22 protein-coding genes are annotated in these 23,777 nt (G+C 42.8%); 14 read left to right on the top strand and 8 right to left on the bottom strand.

The window, feature by feature from the left end:
* Positions 1–104: 104 nt before the first annotated feature.
* Positions 105–1,436 (bottom strand): aminotransferase class I/II-fold pyridoxal phosphate-dependent enzyme, encoded by a 1,332-nt coding sequence (locus LRQ06_RS15570; RefSeq protein WP_232767972.1) that lies wholly within the window; start codon positions 1,434–1,436, stop codon positions 105–107.
* Positions 1,437–1,538: 102 nt separating this feature from the next.
* Positions 1,539–2,378, bottom strand: a complete 840-nt coding sequence (locus LRQ06_RS15565) for a LysR family transcriptional regulator (RefSeq protein ID WP_232767971.1) — start codon at positions 2,376–2,378, stop codon at positions 1,539–1,541.
* 183 nt (positions 2,379–2,561) lie between these two features.
* Here LRQ06_RS15565 and amaB point away from each other — a divergent pair, with 183 nt between their 5' ends.
* Positions 2,562–4,106, top strand: coding sequence for an L-piperidine-6-carboxylate dehydrogenase (amaB, locus tag LRQ06_RS15560; protein ID WP_232767970.1), 1,545 nt, complete (start codon positions 2,562–2,564; stop codon positions 4,104–4,106).
* Positions 4,107–4,187: 81 nt separating this feature from the next.
* Positions 4,188–5,483, top strand: coding sequence for a hypothetical protein (locus tag LRQ06_RS15555; protein ID WP_232767969.1), 1,296 nt, complete (start codon positions 4,188–4,190; stop codon positions 5,481–5,483).
* 121 nt (positions 5,484–5,604) lie between these two features.
* Here LRQ06_RS15555 and LRQ06_RS15550 read toward each other — a convergent pair whose 3' ends face one another.
* The gene (locus LRQ06_RS15550) at positions 5,605–6,387 is read right to left on the bottom strand and encodes an IclR family transcriptional regulator (RefSeq protein ID WP_232767968.1); all 783 of its coding nucleotides are present in this window, start codon (positions 6,385–6,387) and stop codon (positions 5,605–5,607) included.
* A 329-nt stretch (positions 6,388–6,716) separates the two neighbouring features.
* On the opposite strand from LRQ06_RS15550, the gene LRQ06_RS15545 reads away from it, so the two are divergent.
* The 7 genes from LRQ06_RS15545 to LRQ06_RS15515 are packed head-to-tail and all read left to right on the top strand — an operon-like array spanning position 6,717 to position 13,405.
* On the top strand, positions 6,717–7,802 hold the full coding sequence (locus tag LRQ06_RS15545; protein WP_232767967.1) for an ABC transporter ATP-binding protein: 1,086 nt from the start codon (positions 6,717–6,719) through the stop codon (positions 7,800–7,802).
* Positions 7,799–8,704 (top strand): ABC transporter permease, encoded by a 906-nt coding sequence (locus tag LRQ06_RS15540; protein WP_232767966.1) that lies wholly within the window; start codon positions 7,799–7,801, stop codon positions 8,702–8,704. The genes LRQ06_RS15545 and LRQ06_RS15540 overlap by 4 nt, the downstream gene beginning before the upstream one ends.
* Positions 8,705–8,706: 2 nt before the next feature.
* The gene (locus LRQ06_RS15535) at positions 8,707–9,501 is read left to right on the top strand and encodes an ABC transporter permease (RefSeq protein WP_232767965.1); all 795 of its coding nucleotides are present in this window, start codon (positions 8,707–8,709) and stop codon (positions 9,499–9,501) included.
* Positions 9,502–9,516: 15 nt separating this feature from the next.
* Positions 9,517–9,843, top strand: a complete 327-nt coding sequence (locus LRQ06_RS15530; protein WP_232767964.1) for a (2Fe-2S)-binding protein — start codon at positions 9,517–9,519, stop codon at positions 9,841–9,843.
* Positions 9,833–11,221, top strand: coding sequence for an NAD(P)/FAD-dependent oxidoreductase (locus tag LRQ06_RS15525; protein WP_232767963.1), 1,389 nt, complete (start codon positions 9,833–9,835; stop codon positions 11,219–11,221). Before LRQ06_RS15530 ends, LRQ06_RS15525 begins: the two co-directional genes overlap by 11 nt.
* The gene (locus tag LRQ06_RS15520) at positions 11,208–12,311 is read left to right on the top strand and encodes an NAD(P)/FAD-dependent oxidoreductase (RefSeq protein ID WP_232767962.1); all 1,104 of its coding nucleotides are present in this window, start codon (positions 11,208–11,210) and stop codon (positions 12,309–12,311) included. The genes LRQ06_RS15525 and LRQ06_RS15520 overlap by 14 nt, the downstream gene beginning before the upstream one ends.
* Positions 12,312–12,349: 38 nt before the next feature.
* Positions 12,350–13,405 carry an ABC transporter substrate-binding protein gene (locus tag LRQ06_RS15515; RefSeq protein WP_232767961.1) on the top strand — a complete coding sequence of 352 codons (1,056 nt, stop codon included), beginning with the start codon at positions 12,350–12,352 and terminating at the stop codon, positions 13,403–13,405.
* An 80-nt stretch (positions 13,406–13,485) separates the two neighbouring features.
* Here LRQ06_RS15515 and LRQ06_RS15510 read toward each other — a convergent pair whose 3' ends face one another.
* Positions 13,486–14,532 (bottom strand): GMP reductase, encoded by a 1,047-nt coding sequence (locus LRQ06_RS15510; protein ID WP_232767960.1) that lies wholly within the window; start codon positions 14,530–14,532, stop codon positions 13,486–13,488.
* A gap of 370 nt (positions 14,533–14,902) precedes the next feature.
* Here LRQ06_RS15510 and LRQ06_RS15505 point away from each other — a divergent pair, with 370 nt between their 5' ends.
* Complete coding sequence (locus LRQ06_RS15505; protein ID WP_232767959.1) at positions 14,903–15,448, top strand: hypothetical protein; 546 nt, start codon at positions 14,903–14,905, stop codon at positions 15,446–15,448.
* A gap of 145 nt (positions 15,449–15,593) precedes the next feature.
* Positions 15,594–16,589: a 2-hydroxyacid dehydrogenase gene (locus LRQ06_RS15500; protein WP_232767958.1), complete on the top strand. Its 996-nt coding sequence runs from the start codon at positions 15,594–15,596 to the stop codon at positions 16,587–16,589.
* On the opposite strand, the gene LRQ06_RS15495 is transcribed toward LRQ06_RS15500, so the two are convergent.
* From LRQ06_RS15495 to LRQ06_RS15485, 3 genes are read right to left on the bottom strand one after another with little or no spacing between them, the layout of a single operon-like run.
* Entirely contained in the window at positions 16,578–18,050 is a 1,473-nt protein-coding gene (locus tag LRQ06_RS15495) for an NAD(P)H-hydrate dehydratase (RefSeq protein ID WP_232767957.1), read from the bottom strand. The two genes, LRQ06_RS15500 and LRQ06_RS15495, sit on opposite strands and share 12 nt — an antisense overlap.
* A 60-nt stretch (positions 18,051–18,110) precedes the next feature.
* The gene (locus tag LRQ06_RS15490; protein WP_232768993.1) at positions 18,111–18,548 is read right to left on the bottom strand and encodes a PAS domain-containing protein; all 438 of its coding nucleotides are present in this window, start codon (positions 18,546–18,548) and stop codon (positions 18,111–18,113) included.
* A complete protein-coding gene (locus LRQ06_RS15485; protein ID WP_232767956.1) occupies positions 18,548–19,552 on the bottom strand; it encodes a response regulator in 1,005 nt (334 codons plus the stop codon). The genes LRQ06_RS15490 and LRQ06_RS15485 overlap by 1 nt, the downstream gene beginning before the upstream one ends.
* Positions 19,553–20,062: 510 nt before the next feature.
* Between LRQ06_RS15485 and LRQ06_RS15480 the strand changes: the two genes are divergently transcribed.
* From LRQ06_RS15480 to LRQ06_RS21125, 3 genes are all read left to right on the top strand, one after another.
* A complete protein-coding gene (locus tag LRQ06_RS15480) occupies positions 20,063–20,272 on the top strand; it encodes a cold-shock protein (protein ID WP_232767955.1) in 210 nt (69 codons plus the stop codon).
* Positions 20,273–20,438: 166 nt separating this feature from the next.
* Positions 20,439–20,963, top strand: a complete 525-nt coding sequence (locus LRQ06_RS15475) for a PAS domain-containing protein (protein WP_232767954.1) — start codon at positions 20,439–20,441, stop codon at positions 20,961–20,963.
* 16 nt (positions 20,964–20,979) lie between these two features.
* Positions 20,980–22,458: a methyl-accepting chemotaxis protein gene (locus LRQ06_RS21125; RefSeq protein WP_308218836.1), complete on the top strand. Its 1,479-nt coding sequence runs from the start codon at positions 20,980–20,982 to the stop codon at positions 22,456–22,458.
* A 77-nt stretch (positions 22,459–22,535) separates the two neighbouring features.
* On the opposite strand, the gene pepT is transcribed toward LRQ06_RS21125, so the two are convergent.
* Entirely contained in the window at positions 22,536–23,768 is a 1,233-nt protein-coding gene (gene pepT / locus LRQ06_RS15460; protein ID WP_232767953.1) for a peptidase T, read from the bottom strand.
* Positions 23,769–23,777: the final 9 nt, after the last annotated feature.

Raw genomic sequence — 23,777 nt, 5'->3', positions numbered from 1 at the left:
TCGCCTTTTCAGAACCAAGTAGCAAAACATCCATATAAAGCTCGTCATCATCCGCTCCGGTAAAGGGGTTACTACTCAGGAATATGTCTATAAACTTAGTTATTTCATTCCCCCATCAATGCAGAGAATGCTTTGATTCTTTCTTCTAAAAGTGGGAATTGAGACTCATGGACCTGAGACACACAAGCCCGAAGCCCTTCATTTCGCTCCGACCCCGTATTCATCAAAGAAATAGCACTGATACCAAAATACAGCAGAGTTTCCAGTAATTCACCAGAACTCAGCCCCGGGTAGGCAAACGTAAAATAAAATCCATCACCAATCGGTTTATCGATGTCCTTATCATAAACAATATAGAAACCATGCTCGGTAAACAGACGTTTCATTTCAGCCGCCCTTTTCTGATACACCTGTGTATCTTTCAAGAACGGATTCTCGCCATCATTTACTGCTTTCATCATCGCAGCCAATCCATACTGAACAGAATGTGTCACACCTGAAGATAATGGATGAAATCCACCAAATACCATCGCATGCTCAAATCTGGAATAACCAAGGGTTGGTTGAAGTGTCACAAATTCTCGTTGTGCTAAGTGCTCAGAAATGATCAAGCTACCAATTCTTTGCCCCGCATAACTAAACACTTTTGAACTGGAAATTAATAAAATATAGTCTTTCGCGTACTTAGCGACTGTCGGTTGAAATGGAGCCTGATTGGGGACCGAATAATCGCTGCGGTAGTCCATCCCCAAATACGCTAAATCTTCAACAATAATAACATCATAGTTTTCAGCGACTTCTGCAATAATTTTTAATTCATTATCATTAAAACAAATCCATGCCGGATTATTCGGGTTAGAATATAGAAGCGTTGTATATTGTCCTGTTGATAGTTTTTCTTCGAGTATATTTCTTAATACTTCGCCCCGGTAGTTGTAAACATCAAAACTATCCCAAGACTGACCGAGAGCCGTTACCTGAGCTTTCTGATTAGGGAAACCAGGATCAATGAAAAGTGTCGCACCTTCGGGACGTATTCGATTCGCTACCATAAAGGTAGCCATGGCACCCTGTGCTGAACCAACGGTTGGATAGCAATACTCGCTATTTACGTCAACATTCAAAAAACTTTTTACAAATCGGGCTATCTCTGTTTTTAGGGAAGGAATACCGGTAAGAGGGGGATAATGGGAAGCAACACCACTTTTAAGGGCCTCTATTTCAGCTTGAATACCCACTTTAGGCGCACTAATGCCTGGCACCCCCATTTCCATACGAATAAATTTTTCGCCACTCAACGACTCGATCTTATTAATAAGTCCGGAAAGGCGTCTGATAGACGCTGTTTCTAAATCAGGAATATTCGCATCCTGTAAAGCCGCTATGACATTTTCTGACGGAATAGGAGTTGAAGACGCTTGAAAATCAAATTTCATGTGGGCTTCCTTGCTTAAATCATCATTCTGTTTGACTAGATTACGATGACCGAAAACAAGAAAGAAATACTATTTTCCTTTAGGCGCTATATATAAATGCTATCACTCTGTTAATTGCTGTCTGGCGGCATGAATCGCCCTTAAAATATCAGCTGATAATGCGTGTTTCTTAGGATAAACGAACCCGATCACCCTCTCCAGATTGATATCTGACACTTTCCGGGTAACAATATCATCCCGCTTCTGCGTGGAATGGTATGGAGCTACAGAAACGCCAAGACCTGCAGCAACAAGATCGAGAGCATACTCTTCGGTTTTTACGGTTGCCCGTATATTCAATTTCAACCCTTTTTCCTGAACTGCAAATCGCCATGAATCATTGATATCACAAGGCTGACGACTGATAAAGGCGACATTATTTAATGCTTCTATCGGAATCGTTTTTAAGGCGGTAAGAGGATGTTCTTTAGGAAGAGCCAACACATAATGATCTACCCATAACCGTTGAAACACCTCATCATCGGTTGCCTGTGAAACAGAAAGAATTCGGGCATCACACGGCTCATCGATATCCACCAACGTCAATTCAATCCCTGAAACCGAATTCATTAAGGTCTTAACAATTTCACAGACTCGTTCGCTGCCAAGAAAAGGGCTCAATGCCAGCCTTAAAGGCACCCGTTCTATCCCCTTTTTAAACAACCCCTTTATATCCGTTACATCTGATAGCACATTGCATGCCTTAGGATATAAGGCTTCTCCCGCAGGTGTAGGCGTAACGCCTTTAGAATGGCGCACAAATAACTGGCAATCCAGATCGTTTTCTAACTGCTGTACAGCGGAAGAGATAGAAGGTTGAGCAACAAAGCAGCGCTTGGAAGCTGCACTAAAGCTTAATTCTTCATACACGGCAACAAAATATCGTAGAGAACGAAACAGCATATTCAGGTAATCCTTTACAACATTAAATATCCACCAGCTCAATATACACGCTATAGCCAAAAGCACCAAGACTGCTTCCGTATATAGATTTTACCTATAGGGCATCTAAATATTCACTATTATACCTGAGCCTCGTCCCTGCTTAATATCGAAAGCACAGCAACCCTTCAAGGAAAGATAACTATGACTCTTCAATTTTTAGAGACTCTGGGCGTTAATAAATTTAACGAAAGCGGCACTTATTCTTGTATCGTTTCGGGAGAAGCGAATACAAAAGGCCTAGGAAACAGTTTTAATGGCTATAGCCCTGTCGATGGGAAACAAACAGCCACTTTCACTTGTGCCACAGTAGAACAATTTAATGAATTAACAACGAATGCAACCGAAGCATTTAAAGAGTGGCGCGAAGTTCCAGCCCCTAAACGTGGTGAATTGGTTCGTATCATCGGTAACCTTGCAAGAGAATACAAGGAAGAGCTTGCTCAGGTGATTACTCTGGAATCCGGTAAAATCATGCCTGAAGCTTTAGGCGAAGTTCAGGAATGGATTGATGTGTGCGATTTTGCAGTTGGCCTTTCCCGTCAGTTACATGGTCTGACTATCGCAAGTGAAAGACCCGGACACCGCATGATGGAACAATGGCTTCCGCTAGGTCCGGTTGCCGTTATTTCTGCATTTAACTTCCCAATGGCAGTATGGGCATGGAATACCATGCTGGGTCTGGTTTGTGGCAATGCGATCGTCTGGAAACCATCAGAAAAAACACCACTTTGTGCACTGGCAGCTCAATGCATTGTGAATAAAGCATTGGAAAAATTTTCTGATGCACCTAAAAATATCTGTAGTGTTGTAATTGGTGATGCAGAAATAGGCAAAACAATGAGCGCAGATAAACGCTATCCTCTTGTTTCAGCAACCGGCTCTACCGCGATGGGACGCAGTGTAGGTAAAGTCGTTGGCGAACGTCTGGGTCGTTCTTTATTAGAATTAGGAGGCAACAACGCCATGATTGTCTCTCAGTATGCTGATCTGGAACTTGCTCTTCGTGCGATTGTATTTGCGGCCGTCGGTACTGCTGGTCAGCGTTGTACCAGTCTACGCAGACTCATTGTTCACTCATCCGTCAAAGACTCATTAGTAGAACGCTTAAAACAAGCCTACTCAACACTACGTATCGGTGACCCCCGAGCAGAAAATATCTTAGTTGGCCCACTGGTTGACAGCGCAAGTTTTGAGTCAATGCAAAAGGCACTGAAGGCAGCAAAATCTCAGGGTGGCAGCATTATTTATGGAGGCGACCGTGTTAGTGAGAATGTCCCTGAAAAAGGTTTTTACGTCAATCCGGCTATTGTTGAAATTGCTCATGATGCACCAATTGTGCACCATGAAACATTTGCTCCGATTTTATATGTCATGACATTTGATGACATTAAAGAAGCAATAGACATCCAGAACGAAGTGCCACAGGGGCTGTCTTCTGCAATGTTCACTGAAAATATGCGTGAAGCTGAGTTATTCCTTTCTCCTTCCGGCTCTGATTGTGGTATCGCCAACATCAATATCGGTACATCCGGCGCAGAAATCGGCGGCGCTTTCGGTGGTGAAAAAGACACCGGAGGTGGTCGTGAATCTGGCTCAGATGCATGGAAAAGCTACATGAGAAGAAGTACGAATACTATCAACTATGGTGGTGACTTGCCTCTTGCTCAGGGCATCGTCTTTGAATAATTACCATAAAGGATAGGTATTTCTCTACCTCTTATCTTCAAGGGGTAGAGTTTTTAATCATGAACTTATTGGATATGCATTATGAGTCCAACCATTGCTAAAGTATCAGGATGGCTTTTAGCGGGCGGTTTATTAATCTCGATAATATCCGCAATAACGAACACAATTCATGGCTACTGGGCAGGGGTCCCTATCTGGCTGACTGCATTACTATTTTTCCCTTATGCCAAACCCAGTCAAAAAAAACAGATAACCTTATTACTTTTTTTGGGTAGCATAGGGATAATAATTGGTGTCATCAATCACGTTGAATCTTCTATTTTTCTTAACGCTCTCGAAGCAAATCAAAAAGTCATCAATATGCTTATTGCGGTTGGTTTCCTTAAAATTTTTATTACCGGTACAAACAAAATAAGTAATGAACTTCCAACAGGGAAAAAGGCGTTAATCACCACATTATTAAGTGCTCACCTGTTTGGTGCCGTATTAAACATGTCATCCGTGATTATTGTTGGTGATCGTATTGCCAAAGCTAATTCACTCAACCCGGTTCAGGGTCTATTACTTCTACGTGCCTTTTGTATCTGCGCTTTTTGGTCACCCTTCTTTGCTGCAATGGGGTTAACATTAGTTAGCTCACCGGGCTCAGAATTAAGTACATTGATCCTTTATGGGATCCCGGTTAGTCTTTCCGGTATTATTGTCAGTATCTGGGAAATTATAAGACAACCTAATTCTAAGGACTTACAAGGATACCCAATAGCAATTGGGTCTTTGTGGATGCCATGCCTTCTTGCTTTTCTTGTGATTTTAGTTCATGAGTTGGCGCCTAAGTTGAGCGTTCTGACACTGGTCTCTCTTATTTCCGTTTCATTTACCCTTATTGGATTACTATTAACCCAAAAAAGGGCGGGAATGAAGTCGTTCGTTAAGCATATCGAAACAGGCGTTGCCAATTCCAGCGGAGAAGTCGTGCTGTTTGCTGCAGCAGCATTATTAGCTTCGGGTATGGCTGCGATATTAACATCGTTACAGTGGAATATTGCCCCGGCTCACTTTGGACATATAGAAGCCAGCGTCACTCTGCTGATATTAATTTTGTTAGCATTAATAGGAATGCATCCGGTGACCAGCGTTGCATTAGCGGGCAGTATCCTTGCTCCGGCCGTTAACGATCCTAACCTTCTGGGATTAACATTACTCATGGGCTGGTCGTTAGGAATAGGACTATCACCATTTTCAGGAGTACAGATCAGTATTCAATCCCGATACAACATCAGTGCACAAACATTACTAAAGCTCAATTGGCGTTATGCTCTTGTTATGTACGGTTGTTGCTATTCGATGTTGTGGTTTTATTCACTAAATCACTTATAACACTTGCTAATTATTCTTCTGTCTCTTTAAGCGATACATTCCCTGAACTTAACAGTCTTGCGGCCACTTTTATTGAAGTCTGTACACATTTTTTGGCTCTTGAAACACCTAATTTACCTTATTAAAGCCGTGGCCTGCGTAAGTTTCTGTCAAAAGGATTAATCAATTTGCTTAACTTGTCTGCTTCTTGTTTCATGACATCAACAATGACAGGCAAACGATCCTGATTCAGACGGTCGGTTAAAGTAGCAATACTTAACGCACCGATAACTTGCCCATTGCAATCAAACAGAGGTACTGCTAATCCAACAACCCCTTCCAGTAAACCACTGTTCTTTGCACAATACCCCTGCTCGCTAACCCGCAGCATTTCCGCCCTGACGGATATTTCATCATACACGTTGTATTCCCTTAATCGGGCGATGTTATATTGCAATACTTCTTCTTGTTCAGCCGGTGATAAATAAGCCAATATTGCCATAGATGCCTGGCCCACACCCAAAGCCACTCTGCCACCAACATCGTTAGTAAATGTCTGAATAGGGAAAGGCCCTTCATGGCGGTCAATACAAACGGCGTCATAGCCATTACGTACAAACAAAAAGACGGAATCATTCAAACGAGAGCCTAACCGAAGTAACACTGGCTGCGCTAATTCTTTTAATCCTCCTTTATGTCCAGCACTCGCGGCCAGCGCAAAAAATTCAAGCCCAAGGGAATAGCGTTTATCAGTCCCTTGCTCCACAATTCTTTCCTCTATCAAAGATTTCAAAATCCGGTGTACCGATGCCGGAGTCATCCCGGTTTGAGAAGCGATATCGGACATCCTCATTCCATCTTCATTATTTGCGGCCATCAGCCGAATGACCCTAAACAAACGGGCAGTTCCACCTAATGATTCCATATAACCTCCTTTTTCATCGCATCCTATTTTTGGGTTCAAAAAAGATACATGTGCTCATCAATGGTGCATGACAAGGTATTATGGTGCACCGCAGAATCGAATCAAACCCACCTGTTATTTATCATTTTTCTAACAACGAATTAATATAAATAAAACATATTTATAAATTCCGCTCAACGGAAAATTAAATAATATTTTCTCTCTGAGAGGAAAAATATGTCATAAATGGTACAGAAACTGCAGTTGATAAGACACAAACAGGGAATGGTTTACCAACATGCTCCGGTGGAAGACATGAGTACCAGCATGGTCACATAAGGAGATTCTTTATGGCTTTTTTGTCACTCTCAAATATTTATAAAAATTACAGTGGACGTCAGGTCATCAGAAACATAAATTTATCGGTAGAACAGGGAGAGTTCATTTCTTTACTTGGTCCATCCGGTTGCGGAAAAACAACCACACTGCAAATGATCGCCGGATTTGTCGACGTAACCCATGGTTCTATTACGTTAAAAGGCAAAGATATTACTCAAACAGCACCAAATCAGAGAGGGTTAGGCATTGTATTTCAATCCTATGCCCTTTTCCCTCATATGACGGTTGCTGAAAATGTCATGTTTGGTCTACAGATGCGTAAAGTAGAACCGTCGGAAAAAATCCAACGTACGGAAAAAATCCTTAAACACGTTCATCTTGAACAATATAAAGATCGATATCCACGTCATTTATCTGGTGGACAAAGACAACGTGTCGCGCTGGCTCGTGCATTGGTCATTAACCCTGATATTTTGCTCCTCGATGAACCTCTGTCTAATCTGGATGCAAAACTTCGCGAAGAAATGCAGTATGAATTACGCCGCCTTCAGTCCTCTTTCGGAACAACAACCCTGATGGTAACTCACGATCAAAACGAAGCGATGTCTATCAGTGACAGAGTTGTCGTTATGCAGGATGGCGAAATCGTCCAGGTTGATACGCCACAGAAACTTTATCAGCATCCGAAAAATACGTTTGTATCCTCGTTTGTCGGACATTCAAATCTGATTGAAGGTACCGTTACTCACACAAGCAAAGACAAAACACTTTTAGCGTTTTCTAACAACAGACAAATCTCGCTTGGAAAAAAATTCAATTTTCTCCCTAAATCAAATGTCATCCTCAGTTTAAGACCAGAAAGCCTCTTTCTTGCACCTCAGGGAAGAGGGCGTATTACCGGTCAATTAACCGAAAAATTCTTCATGGGAAGCCATTGGACGTACCTTATCAAGACGGATATCGGCCAATTAGAAGTCCTATCAACCAATAATATGCCAGACACATTAGCAGTAGGCTCATCGATAGAATTAGACTGGTCCGATAATGATTGTCGCCTGCTACCAACAGTTAAACACAGTGCAGAGGTAGCCGTATGATGACCGAAAATACGTTATCACCAAAAATAGGCATATCACGCAAGCCAGGCTCCCCTCATCTTGCGCCCTGGTTTATGTGCAGTCTTGGGACCATCATTTTTCTGGTTATGATCATTACTCCTCTGACGATTACACTCCTGTTGTCGTTTAATCACTACGACCCGGATCTGGGCGCAATTCCGGGAACATTTACATTTGACAATTTTATTAATATTTTCAATGACTCATGGTATTGGGAGATTTTCGATCGTACGATATGGGTCAGTTTTTTCGTTACCCTGATCTGTTCAGCAATTGCTATACCTGAAGCAATGATTCTTAACCGCATGAGCAGAGCCTGGCGTTCAGCCATGCTAGTCGTTATTTTGTCACCTTTATTAATTTCAGTAGTTATACGTTCTTTCGGATGGAGCCTATTACTGGCAGATAACGGGCTTATCAATCATTGTCTTGCCTTCTTTGGTGTTCCTCATATAACAATGCTGTACAGAGAACCGGCCGTAATCATCGCATTGGCACACGTCATGATGCCTTTTATGCTGATTCCTCTCTGGACCACTATTCAAAAAATGGATCCTGAAGTTGAAAATGCAGCGTTGTCGCTTAATGCCAGTCGCTGGAATACCTTTCGTCAGGTTCTGCTCCCTCAAATGATACCTGGTATTCTTTCCGGTTCGCTGATTGTTTTCGCATTAAGTGCCAGCTCTTTTGTTATTCCGGGGATTCTTGGGGGGCGTCGTTTCAAAGTCGTCGCAACCCTGATTTACGATCAATATCTTCGGGAACTAAACTGGCCAACGGGTGCTGCATTAGCTCTGATCTTATTAGTCGCTAACCTATTAATTATTGTGAATTTTAACCGCTTATTACAGCGTCGTTACAAACGCATTCTGGAGGACTAATCATGAGAAAAAACGGACCTTTATCTCTATTATTTCACTGCCTGGTAATTGTATTTATGTTAGCCCCCTTGATCATTGTTTGTCTGGTAGCGTTTACACCGGAGCCGACCCTTAGCTTGCCAACAACTCATTGGTCATTACGCTGGTTTGAAACTCTTCTGGAACACGATGAATTTATCAGTTCATTCTGGTTGAGCCTGGGACTGGCAGCTGGCTCAGCAACATTATCATGCCTAATATCCATCCCGGCAGGCATTGCTTTGGTGCGCTATGATTTCCCAGGGAAAAATGCCATTAGCGGATTACTATTTTCTCCTTTGCTCATTCCTCATCTGGTATTAGGTGTTGCTCTCATGCGGATGTTTACACTCATGGGTGTAAATGGTTCACTTTTCTGGTTACTTATCGCACATATTGTCGTGATTACGCCCTACGTGCTTAGGTTGATATTGACAGCTTTAGTTGGGTTTGATCGTTCAACAGAACAGGCGGCTCAATCACTCGGTGCAAGCAATCTGATCGTGTTTTTCAAAATAACACTCCCCATTATCGCTCCCGGAATAGCCGGCGGGTGGGCCTTAGCATTCATTAACAGTTTTGATGAAGTCACAATGTCTGTTTTTGTCACCTCACCATCGACCATCACGCTACCAGTTCGTATGTATATGTACACCACCGAATCCATCGATCCAATGATAGCAGCGGTTTCCACCGTCATGATTTTCATCACAGCGATCCTTATGTTTGTTATTGACCGTTTCTACGGGCTGGATCGCTTGTTGATTGGCAAAAATTAAGAGGTATTGGTATTTATGGACAACGTTGACACAGCCATCATACATCGCGTTCAAGAGTTAAACCGGCTGTCTATTTCATTTACTTTTGACGATCACCCTGCGACGGGATTTGAAGGCGATTCAATATTAGTCGCCATTCTCAATCAGTTCCCCTATTTACGAAAAAATGAATTTAGCCATCAACCACACAGCGGATTTTGTCTTATGGGGGCATGTCAGGATTGCTGGGTTTGGAATGAAAATGGCGAGCGAATTCGTTCATGCTCTACACCATTACAATCAGGCATGACACTGTATTCTCAGTCTCCTCTATTCAAAGGAGTAACCGATCATGACTCATAATGTTGTTATTATTGGCGCTGGTCCTGCAGGAATGTCGGCTGCTATAGCACTCGTTGAACAAGGTATACATCCTACTGTTATTGATGAAAATTCAAAGTCTGGCGGTCAAATATATCGACAACAACCGGAAAATTTCACTCGTACTAAAAAACAACTGTATGGATTTGATGCAAAAGAAGCAGAACAAGCTTTAAAAAATTGGCAAACCATAGAAGATAAAATAACGTACCTTCCTCGTCATATGGTTTGGAATGCTTCAGGCCAAACACTTTGTTTATTCGATGAGGTGAATTCCACCTATAAAGAAATTGCGTGGGATTCCTTAATAATCGCAACGGGTGCTACAGACAGAATTCTTCCTTTCAAAGGTTGGACACTTCCTGGTGTCTATACTTTAGGTGCCGCTCAGATAGCTTTAAAAAATCAGGGATGCACAATAGGCAGTGACGTTGTGATAGCAGGTAATGGTCCACTACTTTACCTGCTGGCATGGCAATATTTAAAGGCGGGAGCAAACATTAAGGCCATTTTGGATTACTCCAGTTTTGCTGATCAATGCAAGTCAAGCCTTAAACTGATACACGCCCCGAAAGTCATGTTGAAAGGATTATACTATCTGGCATCACTAAAACGTGCCGGTGTGAAAATCATCCATAATGCTCGTCTGAATGAAGCAGAAGGTGATAATAAAGTTACTGGAATCAAATGGAATAACAGCAAGGCGCCAGAACAGACACATCATATCACATGTAATGCCATTGCCTTTGGGTATGGTCTGCGCTCCGAAACTCAACTGGCAGATTTATTAGGGTGTCAGTTTCACTACCATCCTATTCATCATGACTGGTTACCGGTATTGAATGAACAACAGACTTCCATTCCTGACTTGTATATGACTGGTGACAATAGTGGAATCTCCGGTGTTTATGCTGCTCAGATAAGTGGCAAAAAAGCAGCCAATCAGATTTTAAATAAATTAGGTCTTCCCGTTTCCAATAAAAAAGCGAAAAAGCTCAACCGGCAATTAAACCACCTAAAAATCTTTTCTCATGGCTTAGCTCAAGCATTTCCTTTCCCAGAATTGTGGGCACAGGATGTTAGTGACGATACCGTGGTCTGCCGGTGCGAAAATATCACGGCAGGAGATATACGAACCGCCATAAAAACCAAAAACTGCACAGAAATAAACCAGCTCAAAGCCCACAGCCGTAGTGGTATGGGACGCTGTCAGGGAAGGGTTTGCAGCACGGCAATTCGAGAATTATTAGCTTATGAGACCAACAACAATAGCCAAAATGTAGGCAGAATTCGTTCTCAAAGTCCATTAAAACCCATTCCGATTGTCATCAATGAGGAACTAGCAGATGAAGCCCATTAATTCAGATGTCATTATCATTGGTGGAGGGATTGTAGGTTCTTCTGCAGCCCTGTTTATGAGCCAGAAAGGACTTAAGGTTACGTTATTGGAACGTGATACCTGTGGAAGTCGTTCCAGTGGTGTTAATTTTGGTGGCGTTCGTTGTCAGGGGCGTCCGGTGACACATTTACCTTTAGCCATAAAGGCCAGGGAAATCTGGCAGAATTTGGAGAACCTTCTGGGCGGCCGCTATGAATATTCAACCACAGGACACCTTAAATTAGCCCGAAATGAAAATGATATGATCATATTGAATGACTATTATCAGAAGTCATTCAACTCCGGCCTCGATCTGGAGATGCTTTCCGGTGAACAGATTAGAAAAAGATACCCATGGATAAGCAAACAGATTGTTGGAGGGTCATTTTCACCACACGATGGCCAGGCAAATCCGCGAATTTTAAGTCCTGCCTTTGCAGCCGCCGCCGCTAAGAAAGGAGCCAACGTTGTTGAACGAAACCCAGTTAAGCACATTGAATATAATGACAGCTACTATCAGGTCACGACAGAATTCGGACTCTATCAGGCAGAGCAACTTGTGATATGCGCTGGCGCGTGGAGCAACAACCTGGCAGAACAGCTGGACGAAAAATTTCCGTTAGAAAGGGGATGTCCTGCCATGGCGGTCACCGAACCAATTCCTCACTTTATTGAGCCCTGTCTGGGGGTTCAGGGAGGCGATATTTATTGCCGGCAAGTGACTCGTGGCAACGTGGTATTTGGCGGGGGCAGAGGAATCGGAATCGGTGAATCATCCTCCAGAGCAACAGGAACAAACCTGATAAATCTCATGCACCATTTATTGGCTCTGATTCCTTCATTAAAAAATACCCAAATATTACGCACCTGGTCTGGTATGGAAGGTTTTCTCCCTGACCACGCCCCCATTATTGGCCAAAGTAAAAAACACCACGGATTATTTTATGGATTTGGATTTTCAGGCGGAGGGTTTGAAATCGGTCCTGGTGCAGGAGCGGCTCTCACAGATTTAGTCTCAGAAGGTAAATCAACTTTCGATATTAATCCTTTTCAAATTGATCGATTTTTATAAGTGCTAAAAACACTAACTTTGTACCAAGGAGAAACATAATGAAAAAATGGAATAGAAAAACACTGTTAGCGAGTTTAATCGCTGGTTTTACACTAATCGGAGCATCATTACCAGCCAATGCTCAGACAACGTTATACGTTGGAATGAATGGCGGTACGATGCAGAAAATGTATGAAAACTATGTATTCCCACCATTTGAAAAAGCCAATGATGTAAAAATAATGGTGATTCCTGGCACATCGACCGATGTCCTAGCCAAGGTTCGTGCTAGTAAAGAAAATCCTGATATGAACCTGATGTTTCTTGATGATGGATTGATGTATCGGGCAATCAAAATGAATCTGTGTGACCAGATGCAACTTGACCCAAAAATAGATAAACAACTTTATCCCTCAGCTCACGTCGATAAGAATATGGCAACGGCAGTAAGTGTCGGATTGGTCGGTCTTGGTTACAATACAAAGATGTTTAAAAAAAATGGCTGGGCTGCACCAACCTCTTGGAATGACCTGGCTGATCCAAAATACAAAGGGAAACTCGTGTTTCAGTCAATACCGGCATCGACTTTTGGTATGCACTCATTCCTGATGTTTAACAAACTGCATGGGGGTAGTGTTGATAACGTTAATCCGGGGTTTAAAGCCTGGCCTGAAACCGTAGCACCAAACGTCAAAGTTTATATAGATAGTTCTTCGAAATTGTCTGAAATGGTTCAGACTAATGAAGCCGGACTGTTCCCAATCACACCGACTCTGGCTGCAGCCATGAAATCAAAAGGCATCAGTGTTGAATACGCCAATCCAAAAGAAGGTTCAGTAACGCTTCTTTATGATCAATGTGTTGTTAAGAACAGTAAAAACAGAGAACTGACCCAAAAGTTAGCCAATTGGGTATTATCCGAAAAAGCTCAATCATTAGCACTTGAGCATGCTTCTTATATTCCGGTTAACTCAGCCGTAACTGGCTCAGCCCAATCCCAAAAAGAACTGGCAAAAATAAAGCCATTCATCAAAACAGCAATTACAGCAGATTGGGATAAAATTAACCAATATCGCCCTGCATGGAATAAACGCTGGAACCGTGAAATCGAATAATACTTTATATGCCGCTGAGATTTTTCAGCGGCTATTATTTTCAAGGTATGGTTGTATTTACAACCATATTTCCGCTTAACCTACTTTTCTTTTCCGAAAACCTGATTTTCCTGTTCGCGGACACGGATAAATGTCGTACGTTTAGTGAGTTCCCGTAAAGCCGATGCCCCCAGATAAGTACAGGTAGAACGAACGCCACCCATAATATCCTGAATCGTATTATTGACACTTCCCCGGTAGGGTAATAAAACGGTTTTACCTTCTGCCGCGCGGTATTTGGCTACGCCACCGGAATGTTTGTCCATTGCGGACTGTGACGACATTCCATAGAATTTGATGTAAGTTTCCCCACCCTGAACGACAACTTCACCGCCGGACTCATCATGACCGGCCAGCATACCACCAAGCATAACAAAATCGGCTCCGCCGCCGAAAGCTTTTGAAACATCACCCGGACAGGTACAACCGCCATCACCGATAATACGGCCACCTAAACCATGGGCGGCATCGGCACATTCAATAATGGCTGACAACTGAGGGTAACCCACTCCGGTTTTGACACGGGTTGTACATACAGAACCCGGTCCAATGCCGACTTTAACAATATCGGCACCGGCCAGAATAAGCTCTTCAACCATATCACCGGTGACCACATTCCCAGCCGATATCACTTTGTCTGGGAAGGCTTCACGAACTCTTGAAACATAATCGACCAGGTGCTCTGAATAACCATTAGCAATATCAATGCAGATAAACGTTAACGCGTCGTTCATCGCAAGAATTGTTTTTGTTTTTTCAAAGTCCGCATCGGATGTTCCCGTTGAGACCATAATATGCTTAAGCACATTTTCTGATGCCCGGGAAACGAAATCATTCCACTGTTCAACGGAATAATGCTTATGCACTGCCGTCATGACATCGTGTTTTGCCAGTGCCTCGGCCATTTCAAAACTACCAACGGAATCCATATTAGCAGCAATAATCGGCACGCCAGACCATTGACGGCCACTGTGCTTAAAGGTAAACTCGCGGGTTAAATTTACTTGAGAACGACTTTTAAGGGTTGAACGTTTCGGGCGAAACAGTACATCTTTAAAACCTAACTTAAGTTCTTGTTCGATACGCATGTTGCATTTTCCTTAGCTTTCCATCTTTCATATGGTTTGTGCAACGTGAGAAGAAGGGGTTGGCAGACTCCTGCTTCTTTCGGACACAAAAAAACCGGAGCGTTGGCAGACGCTCCGGTTTTCAGCATTATAGGCTGTGATTTATTTTCGGCAAGACTGATATTTCAATTTTTTTTGTGGTACTATCTTTTAATGTGTATCTTGCAAAACCTGCCTTTTACCACAAATCATCTGGTTACATTTTCCGACATAATTATTTCCAATAATATTGCTCATTTTCGTTAATGGGCGCATCAACTCATTATAATTTTGCTAAAATTAACTATGTTTTTCCCCTTAGCAGAACTGAGTTCATGGAGAGCTGATCATCATGCGCTATTTTCTTGTGCTGATTTTCTTTGTGATGAATAACAACGTTGCATTTGGTGCTAACGGGGAAAGCTATTTTTATAAAAGTGCCAGTCTTTCCAGTGTCCCGGCTCAACCGTACCTGAAAAATAGTGATTTATGGTTCCAGACCGTTGGTTTTAACTGGCATGCACTGCCGAATCTTCATTTCAATGTCGGCTATCTCGACAGTATTCATCCTGCCCCTCACCTTCAGGATCAAACATCACAGTCGAATTATCAGGGTCTTTTTGGTGCTGCACTGATTCAACGATCTTTCGATAAGTTTGGAACGGTCTACGCGAAAGGCGGTCTTAACTGGCTTAAGGAAAACAATAACTACGGGATTGTCTTTAAAGACTCCGTAACATCGCCATTCAGCGAACTAAGCCCATATCTGAGTATTGGCGCCAGTGTTCCGGCACCAATGCAACGCAACCTGGAACTGAACGTGGAACTGTCATACCAGAATCTGCAGTTAGACGAACCGGATACTATTTTTACAATGGGCGCAAAATATCGGTTTTAGCCCCGGTGGATACTGATTATAAACAGGTAAAAATCCCGGCTCGCAAACCATCTGAAGTTGTCACACTTTATTTATGGTTTATTTTTCAGATAAATGTGTGTATGACATACCTCATAATAATTATTATTTTTCTGAGGAGACTGTAATGATTGATGTGGCTTTTTTTAGTGCAAAATCATACGACATAAAATCGTTTAACCATGTAATTGATAATAAGATTATTAATATTCAGTTCCATGACTTTCGTTTAACTGAAACAACCGCCCAAATGGCAAAAGGATGCTCGGTGGTCTGCGCCTTCGTTAATGACGATCTTAGTGAAAAAGTACTAACTCAGCTGTATGAGGGCGGAACACGTTTAATCACGATGCGCTGTGCCGGTTTTGACCGGGTTGATTTGGATGCTGCAAAAAGACTTGGCCTGCAGGTGTCCAGAGTCCCGGCATACTCACCTGAATCGGTTGCCGAACACACAGTTGGACTAATGATGACTCTGAACCGACGGTTTCACAAAGCCTACCAAAGAACAAGAGATGCTAACTTTAATCTTGAAGGGCTGGTCGGGTTCAATTTTAACGGGCGCACAGCCGGAGTCATCGGCACAGGGAAAATCGGCGTAGCGGTCATCCGGATTCTGAAAGGTCTGGGAATGAATGTGGTGTGTTATGACCCATTTGAAAACGCGGCAGCAAAAGAGCTGGGCGCAAACTACGTTTCACTGGCTGACTTATTCCAAAAAAGCGATGTCATCACCCTACATTGCCCGATGTCCACTGAAAATTATCACCTTCTGGACGAAAGCGCATTTTCTCAAATGAAAGACGGTGTGATGATTATTAATACCAGCCGGGGAGAGTTGCTCAACTCCGTCGCCGCTATTGAAGCATTAAAAAGCGGTAAAATAGGCTCGCTGGGATTAGACGTTTATGAAGACGAAAAAGAACTGTTCTTCCAGGACAAATCAAACGATGTCATCGTTGATGATGTTTTCCGAAGAATGTCGGCCTGTCACAACGTATTGTTTACCGGTCATCAGGCATTTCTGACAGAAGATGCTCTGCAAAACATCGCCCAGACGACAGCCCTGAACATCACTCAGTTCCATTCAGGGGAAAGAAGCGGGAATGAATTAATTGACTAAATTTCTCAGGTGAGGGAACAAGTCGCTTGCGACAAGTCCTCTCTCTCCATACTCTTTGGCGTCTTCATCCGCAGCTAAACTGTGGACCAGGACGCCTAATCGGGTCGCGTTAAGCAGGCTGTGTCCCTGAGCAATAAAAGAGGTGATGATCCCTGTTAACACATCCCCCATCCCGGCCGTCGCCATCCCCGGATTACCGGCACAGCAAACAAAACACTGCTCACTGTCACAAACCAGGGTACCTGCACCTTTAAGAACAACAATACCACCAAATTTATTTTGTAAATCCTGAACGGCATGGTAACGATCCTTTTCAACCTCTGAAACAGAGCATCCCAGCAGCCGGGCGGCTTCACCCGGATGAGGCGTAATAACCCGCTGAGCATCATAGGATGGTTGTCTGGCAAGAAAATATAACCCGTCGGCATCAACAACTTTAGGCAACTCACTTTCCCGAATCATTTCATATATCACTTCAGCCTGACTATCACGTCCCAGCCCCGGGCCGATAGCAACCACATTACACCAGTCAAGCCTTTTCCCTATATTGTTCACATCATCCCATCCTGAAGCCATAACCTCCGGCTTAGAAATGACAACAGGTAATACCGTATTGGGATCGGACACGGTTGAAATCATGCCAATCCCGGTTTTTAAAGCTGCAGTCGATGCCAGAACCAATGCCCCGGCCATCCCGGCGCCGCCTCCCACAATCAGCCCTTTACCATGAGAACCTTTGTGAGAAGAAGGTGCCCGTTTTCCCAAATGCATCGTCAGTAACTCTTTATCCAGAATCCAGGCACTCGGAATATGCAACTCATCAAAAATGTCTTCAACCCCCAACCCGGCAAAATGAAGCTGACCGACATAATCTCTGGCGAATCCGGTCACCAACCCCTGCTTCGCTCCGATAAACGTCACCGTATGTGCCGCTTTAACAGCTTTCCCCAACACGGTTCCGGTATCACTGCACAATCCGGAAGGAATATCGATGGCAATCACCGGCAACCCACTCCGGTTAATCAGATTGATAATCTTTCCCGTCTCCTCCCGAACGTCACCTTTTAGTCCGGTACCGAGCAGGCCATCAATAACCATATCCACATCGTCAGGAATGAACTCTCCCGGCAGAACAACCTGCCCTCCGGCACATATCCAGTGCTCATACGCAATCCGGGCATCGCCCTTTATTTTGCTTACACCACCAACCTGCCAAACCGTTACATTGATACCAACAGACTTAGCGAGATTGGCTACGATGTATCCATCACCACCATTATTTCCAGCCCCGCAACAAACCAACCAGTGCTCTGTCCCCGGGAAATGGGCCATTCCTATAGCAAAAACAGCCTGACCGGCACGCTCCATCAGATAGTACATGCGCAATTCTTTCGATTTAGCGGCTAATTTTTCTCCGGATCGGACTTGTTCAGCTGTATACAAACGACTAGGCATCACCATGGATAAATCTCAATAAATGAATAGCAATTCAGGCCGAACCAAGACATTCAGCCTGATAAATTATGAACACCGGGATGCTAACGCTTCTGCTGTCGCATCCTGAATGGATAAAAACAATGAATTAATTTTTCCCGTAGGCGTTCTCATCGGGTTTAAGGTGACATTTTGATACATAAAATCAGCTTGTTGCGTGACAGGACGAACATTTCGGCACTTAAAAAGATAAGGGCGTTGCTGCCATGTGATGAAGCTCCGGCATCCCAGATCGTAAACCGGTTTTGTCTTTAACTTAAACCATTCCGCCGGGATTTCCGGAAAGATGTCAAAAATCGTTTTGTCCAGCACGTCATGTGACTGAAAGCCACTATGATGTGTCATAAAACTATTCCACAGTTGAATATTATGGTCACGATCTAACACGATCAGTCCCAGTTCAACATTCTGAACCATATCAACCATCCAGTGGAATTGCTCAAACTCAGCCGGAAGATCCATAATTAAAAGTCCTCCATCAAATACGAGAGTTTGTGATCGAGCAATGGTAAAGACTCATCGACAAACATAAACAACAGATCACACCGGATAGATGTTCCCTCAATGTTATAACTTACTTCAAATGTCATCGTTTTAGAAAATGACCCCATTGTTGACTGAATCACGGATTCGATAGGGATATGCTGTCCGAGCAGAACCGGTGAGCTCTGAAAGAAACGAACTTCCGCCTGCTCTCCCAAACCATTTAAAAAGGCACCCACAAGAATGTTTGATACATCCATCAACAATTCCAGTTCTTCCAGATCTTCACTGTCTGCCGGAACCTTCATCAGTTTTTTCAGATCAGACACACTGGAATCGCTCAGCAAAACCAAAGCCTCTCCGGCAATGCCTTCGCCACTAAACCCCTGACAAACGCCCGAGACCTGCGAGTTTTCTGCCAAATCTTTCAGAGCCATATGCAATTCACTGACTTCAAAAATATTAACGTTTGGAAGTGGCAATTCGACAAAGACATCAAAGTGGCGTGCCAGCGCATCTGCTGCCCGGCCGATAGACACATTCGACACTTCCATGTAAATGTCTCTGCGTTTAACAACAGGCAATTCAAAAGTGACCGGGGTAACACTCGTAACCTGTTGCGGGGGTTCTATTAATTCTCTCAACACTTGTTTGAGCACTTCTTTATCCATAGGTTTCTGGATAAACGCTTTTGCGCCCAATCCTAAAACACGTTCTTTTGCTTTTGGCTGAATATCGCCTGACACGACAACAACCGGAATTTTAAGACCTAATTTTTTAATCTCTTCTAACGTGCCAAAACCATCCAGTTCAGGCATCGTCAAATCAAGAAACATGATTCTGAAGTCTTTTGCTTGCAGCTGTTCAATTGCGTCCCAGCCATGTTCTGCAAACGATATATCTGCATTTAAACTTGCCGGGAGCGATCTCGCCATCTGCTTTCTTGCTAGTGCTGAATCATCACAAATGAGCACAGGAAGAGACATTTAATCACCCCTCAATTATTCCTAACTGGCTGTAATAATCGCATATTTTTCTTATCAATGTCATAAAAGGAAAAAATAAACCCTGATAAGTAAATACGTTATTTCAGTGAGTTAAACGACCGTTAATGTTAAAACTATAGCCTACCTTAGAATAGGATGCTCAGTTCTATCAGGTAAACCATTACATTCGGAGTTAAAACCATCGTCTATCATCGCTTTTTTAATATCCTACCATAATGAAAAATGATGCATAAGACTATAACTTTGTAGAATATAACAACTATTCATCGATTATTTTTTCAATCAGATTCAAGTTTAATAAAAGATTCATTGACAAGGGGTGGCAATACTCTACTATGAAAGAGGCTAGAAAGAAGTTCTTTGTTTACAAATACGTTTCGTTGGAATACTTGTTACTCCCCCGTCGTGTCCGTACGCAATAGCAATCTACTTTTCCACGCTAGAAGCGCCGTTATCGGCTACTAAATTAAATTTTAAAGGATATATATTATGTCTAACACAGTAACAGGTACTGTAAAATGGTTCAACGAAACTAAAGGTTTTGGCTTTATTCAACAAGAAAACGGTCCTGACGTGTTCGCACACTTCAGTGCCATTCAGGGTGACGGATTCCGTACTCTTGCTGAAGGTCAAAAAGTTGAGTTCGTTATCGCTCAGGGTCAGAAAGGTCCTCAAGCAGAACAAATCAAAGTACTTTAATCTGATCTAAGTACCAGTATTTATAAAAAAGTCAGCTTATATAGCTGGCTTTTTTTGTTCCCTTCTCTATTTATCTCCTACGCTTAAAAAAGCGCTTAATTGCATAACAACAAAAATCACATAAATTCAATTAAACACATTACATAAGTTGGCAGGAGATCCATCCATGATCACACCATCACCTTCAGCAAAACAAATCCATTTTGCTGATGATGAGCTCATCATTAGTAAAACCGACCTTAAAGGTAATATTACGTACGCTAACCGGATATTTATGCAGGTTAGTAATTTTACGACCGATCAGCTAATCGGACAAAGCCACAGTATCATCCGTCACCGTGATATGCCCAAAGGGGTATTTTACGGATTATGGAAAACGCTGAAATCCGGAGAAGAATTTTTTGGATTTGTCAAAAATATCACCGCTGACGGTAATTTCTACTGGGTATTTGCCAATATCACCCCAGATTTTCTCGATGGAAAAATGGTGGGGTTCTTTTCAGTTCGAAGAACCGCAACTGAATCATCGTTAGCCATCATAAGACCTCTCTATCAGGAAATGCTTGCCATAGAGCAAAAATCTGCATCTAACGAAGCAGCCAAACGCTCCTGGGAATGGCTTTTACAGACCTTTGCCGACACCTCCGGCAAAAGTTATGAAGAGCATATCATTTCCGTTTATGAACAGTAAAAGAGGGTTCATACATATGACCAATAGCACTGTGAGTAAAAATATTCCTTTTATTAAAAATAAATTTGTCTACATCTGCATCGTTTTTATTACTCTTATATCAATGGTTTCCGTACATGAATTTTTTGAACACAGCTGGGATATCTTTGTCATATTCGCCCCTTTACTTTCTATTTTATTCACGTTTTATGTAGTCAAAGATCATCAGAAATACATCCATGCACTGGAATCCATTGAGCACATACTGAAATATGCAAAAGAAGGGAAAACCCATGTGCGGACAACTGATACCAAAGGGTTGGGAGAAATCGGATACGTTGCCTGGGAATTAAACGACTTTCTCGACATTGTTGAAACAAACTTCAAAGAAATGTCCAACAGCTTCAGTAAAGCCAGTCAGAGAAAATTTCACCGAAAAGGCCTGACAAAAGGCCTCCCGGGTGAATTCGGTACCATGATGAAAAGTGTCAACAAAGCCCAGGAAGCAATGAAAGATGCCGATTCGTTCGCCAGACAGAACAAGCTGCTCAGTGAATTACACCATTTAAACACTGGAAATCTTCTGACCAATCTTAAGAACAATCAGCAAGAGCTTTCCGTTCTTGCTGAAAAAATGGAAGAAGTGTTAGGCATTGCCAAACAAAACCGGGATGGTGCCCAAAACAGCAAATCAAGTGTTATTGAACTTCATTCATCCATGGACGATATCAATGCAAAAATGAACAATATGGAATCCACAGCCGAAAGACTGGGCAAAGAAAGTGAACGGATATCCGACACGGTAAAAATCATCACCGATATTGCCGAACAAACAAACCTGCTGGCTCTGAACGCCGCGATTGAAGCCGCCCGGGCCGGTGATGTTGGCCGGGGTTTTGCTGTGGTTGCCGACGAAGTCAGACAACTTGCAGACCGGACCCGGAACTCAACCGCCGAGATTGCCGATATTATAAACAGCCTACGGGAACAAATTCAGATAGTCGTCGAACAAACATCCGATGTTGGCGCACAAACCAAAAATGCCGGAGAGAAGATTGAAACCTTCCATACCAACTTTTCTGAAGTAGCCGATTCTGCTGATCAAACCATTAATCTAATTGGCGTATCCAAAGACCGTTCATTTGCCTCACTGGTAAAACTGGATCACGTAATTTATATGCAGAACGCCTACATTGGTTTAGAAAATAATGGCGAAGGGGAAGAGGCTCAGGCGACCAAAGTCGATCACTTCAGTTGCCGTTTGGGTAAATGGTATTACGAAGGGGATGGTCTTAATAACTATAATAGTCTGCCTGCTTATCAGAATCTGGAAATACATCATAAAGATGTCCACAGCCACATCCACCAGGCTCTGCATCTGGTACAAAATGACTGGATGAATCAAGATGACATCTTTGATCAGTTAATTCAAACGGTCAGCAATGCAGAACACGCCAGTGGACAGGTGATTGAAAATATTTCCCGTCTTGTTGAACAAAAACACCCTAACCACTAAAAAAATACCGGGTCAGAGATACTTATTCTGACCCGGTGTTATAAACTCCGTTCTCCAACACTGATGATAGCAAGACCTTAAGCCTTATACTTTCCGGCCGTCTTTTCCACAATTTTTAAAATAACCTGAACGGCTTTCTGCATACCCTCAATGGTTATAAACTCATATATTCCATGGAAATTGTACCCACCGGTGAACAGGTTAGGACAAGGTAACCCCATAAAAGACAATGTTGCGCCATCGGTTCCTCCACGAATTGGACACAACTTAGGCTCAATATCCAACTCCTGCATGGCGATTTTTGCAATATCAATCACCTGAGGGAATGGTTCGATCATTTCTTTCATATTCCGGTAACCATCCTCAATTTCGACCTCAACCCGGCCGCGCTTAAGGTTACGGTTCATCTCAGTCACCTGGTTTAGCATAAACGCTTTTCGTTTTTCTAAATTCCCGGCATCGAAATCACGCAAAATATAATGAAGTTCGCTGTGTGCGACATTCATTATTGCAGAGGATAAATGATAAAATCCTTCATAACCTTCGGTGCATTCCGGTGTTTCATCCGCCGGCATCCGGACCTGAAACTGTGCAGCAAGATTCATCGCATTAATCATTTTACCTTTTGCGGTTCCCGGATGAACCGAAACACCATAAAAAGACACTTTTGCGCTGGCTGCATTAAAATTTTCATATTCCAGTTCACCAACAGCACCGCCATCAACGGTGTAGGCCCATTGCGCCCCAAATTTCTCAACATCAAACAAATCGGCACCACGACCAATTTCTTCGTCCGGCGTGAAAGCGACACAAATATCACCATGAGGAATCTCGGGGTGAGTTTGTAAGTATTCAACCGCACTGATAATTTCAGCGATACCGGCTTTATCATCCGCACCTAATAATGTGTTTCCGCTGGCCGTAATAATATTCTGCCCATGCATACTATGAAGCTCTGGATACTGAATCGGCGAAAGCACCTCATCACCATTTCCCAGAGCGATGTCTCCTCCCTGATAATTTTCCACAATCTGAGGAACGACATGGCGGCCACAGGCATCTGGCGAAGTATCCATATGTGCAATAAAACCAATGGCGGGAACGGAATAATCGACATTACTTTTCAGTCTGGCCATCACATAACCGTGTTCATCAACCGATACGTCAGACAGCCCCAACGATTTCAATTCTTCGTACAGGTAATGAGCAAACTTTTTTTGTCCGGAACTGCTTGGACAAGTCGATTTATATGGGTTGGATTGAGTCCCGAATTGAACATACACTAAAAACCGATCCACAAGCGTTTTCATTATTATTTG

Source organism: Vibrio salinus (assembly GCF_021272385.1).
Classification (GTDB): Bacteria; Pseudomonadota; Gammaproteobacteria; order Enterobacterales; family Vibrionaceae; genus Vibrio; species Vibrio salinus.
This window is presented reverse-complemented; position numbering and strand designations above follow the sequence as displayed.

Bases quoted from the DNA above. Each gene is read 5' to 3' on its own strand.
- LRQ06_RS15570 (WP_232767972.1), bottom strand. From the start codon at position 1,436: ATGAAATTTGATTTTCAAGCGTCTTCAACTCCTATTCCGTCAGAAAAT.
- LRQ06_RS15565 (WP_232767971.1), bottom strand. From the start codon at position 2,378: ATGCTGTTTCGTTCTCTACGATATTTTGTTGCCGTGTATGAAGAATTA.
- amaB (WP_232767970.1), top strand. From the start codon at position 2,562: ATGACTCTTCAATTTTTAGAGACTCTGGGCGTTAATAAATTTAACGAA.
- LRQ06_RS15555 (WP_232767969.1), top strand. From the start codon at position 4,188: ATGAGTCCAACCATTGCTAAAGTATCAGGATGGCTTTTAGCGGGCGGT.
- LRQ06_RS15550 (WP_232767968.1), bottom strand. From the start codon at position 6,387: ATGGAATCATTAGGTGGAACTGCCCGTTTGTTTAGGGTCATTCGGCTG.
- LRQ06_RS15545 (WP_232767967.1), top strand. From the start codon at position 6,717: ATGGCTTTTTTGTCACTCTCAAATATTTATAAAAATTACAGTGGACGT.
- LRQ06_RS15540 (WP_232767966.1), top strand. From the start codon at position 7,799: ATGATGACCGAAAATACGTTATCACCAAAAATAGGCATATCACGCAAG.
- LRQ06_RS15535 (WP_232767965.1), top strand. From the start codon at position 8,707: ATGAGAAAAAACGGACCTTTATCTCTATTATTTCACTGCCTGGTAATT.
- LRQ06_RS15530 (WP_232767964.1), top strand. From the start codon at position 9,517: ATGGACAACGTTGACACAGCCATCATACATCGCGTTCAAGAGTTAAAC.
- LRQ06_RS15525 (WP_232767963.1), top strand. From the start codon at position 9,833: ATGACTCATAATGTTGTTATTATTGGCGCTGGTCCTGCAGGAATGTCG.
- LRQ06_RS15520 (WP_232767962.1), top strand. From the start codon at position 11,208: ATGAAGCCCATTAATTCAGATGTCATTATCATTGGTGGAGGGATTGTA.
- LRQ06_RS15515 (WP_232767961.1), top strand. From the start codon at position 12,350: ATGAAAAAATGGAATAGAAAAACACTGTTAGCGAGTTTAATCGCTGGT.
- LRQ06_RS15510 (WP_232767960.1), bottom strand. From the start codon at position 14,532: ATGCGTATCGAACAAGAACTTAAGTTAGGTTTTAAAGATGTACTGTTT.
- LRQ06_RS15505 (WP_232767959.1), top strand. From the start codon at position 14,903: ATGCGCTATTTTCTTGTGCTGATTTTCTTTGTGATGAATAACAACGTT.
- LRQ06_RS15500 (WP_232767958.1), top strand. From the start codon at position 15,594: ATGATTGATGTGGCTTTTTTTAGTGCAAAATCATACGACATAAAATCG.
- LRQ06_RS15495 (WP_232767957.1), bottom strand. From the start codon at position 18,050: ATGGTGATGCCTAGTCGTTTGTATACAGCTGAACAAGTCCGATCCGGA.
- LRQ06_RS15485 (WP_232767956.1), bottom strand. From the start codon at position 19,552: ATGTCTCTTCCTGTGCTCATTTGTGATGATTCAGCACTAGCAAGAAAG.
- LRQ06_RS15480 (WP_232767955.1), top strand. From the start codon at position 20,063: ATGTCTAACACAGTAACAGGTACTGTAAAATGGTTCAACGAAACTAAA.
- LRQ06_RS15475 (WP_232767954.1), top strand. From the start codon at position 20,439: ATGATCACACCATCACCTTCAGCAAAACAAATCCATTTTGCTGATGAT.
- LRQ06_RS21125 (WP_308218836.1), top strand. From the start codon at position 20,980: ATGACCAATAGCACTGTGAGTAAAAATATTCCTTTTATTAAAAATAAA.
- pepT (WP_232767953.1), bottom strand. From the start codon at position 23,768: ATGAAAACGCTTGTGGATCGGTTTTTAGTGTATGTTCAATTCGGGACT.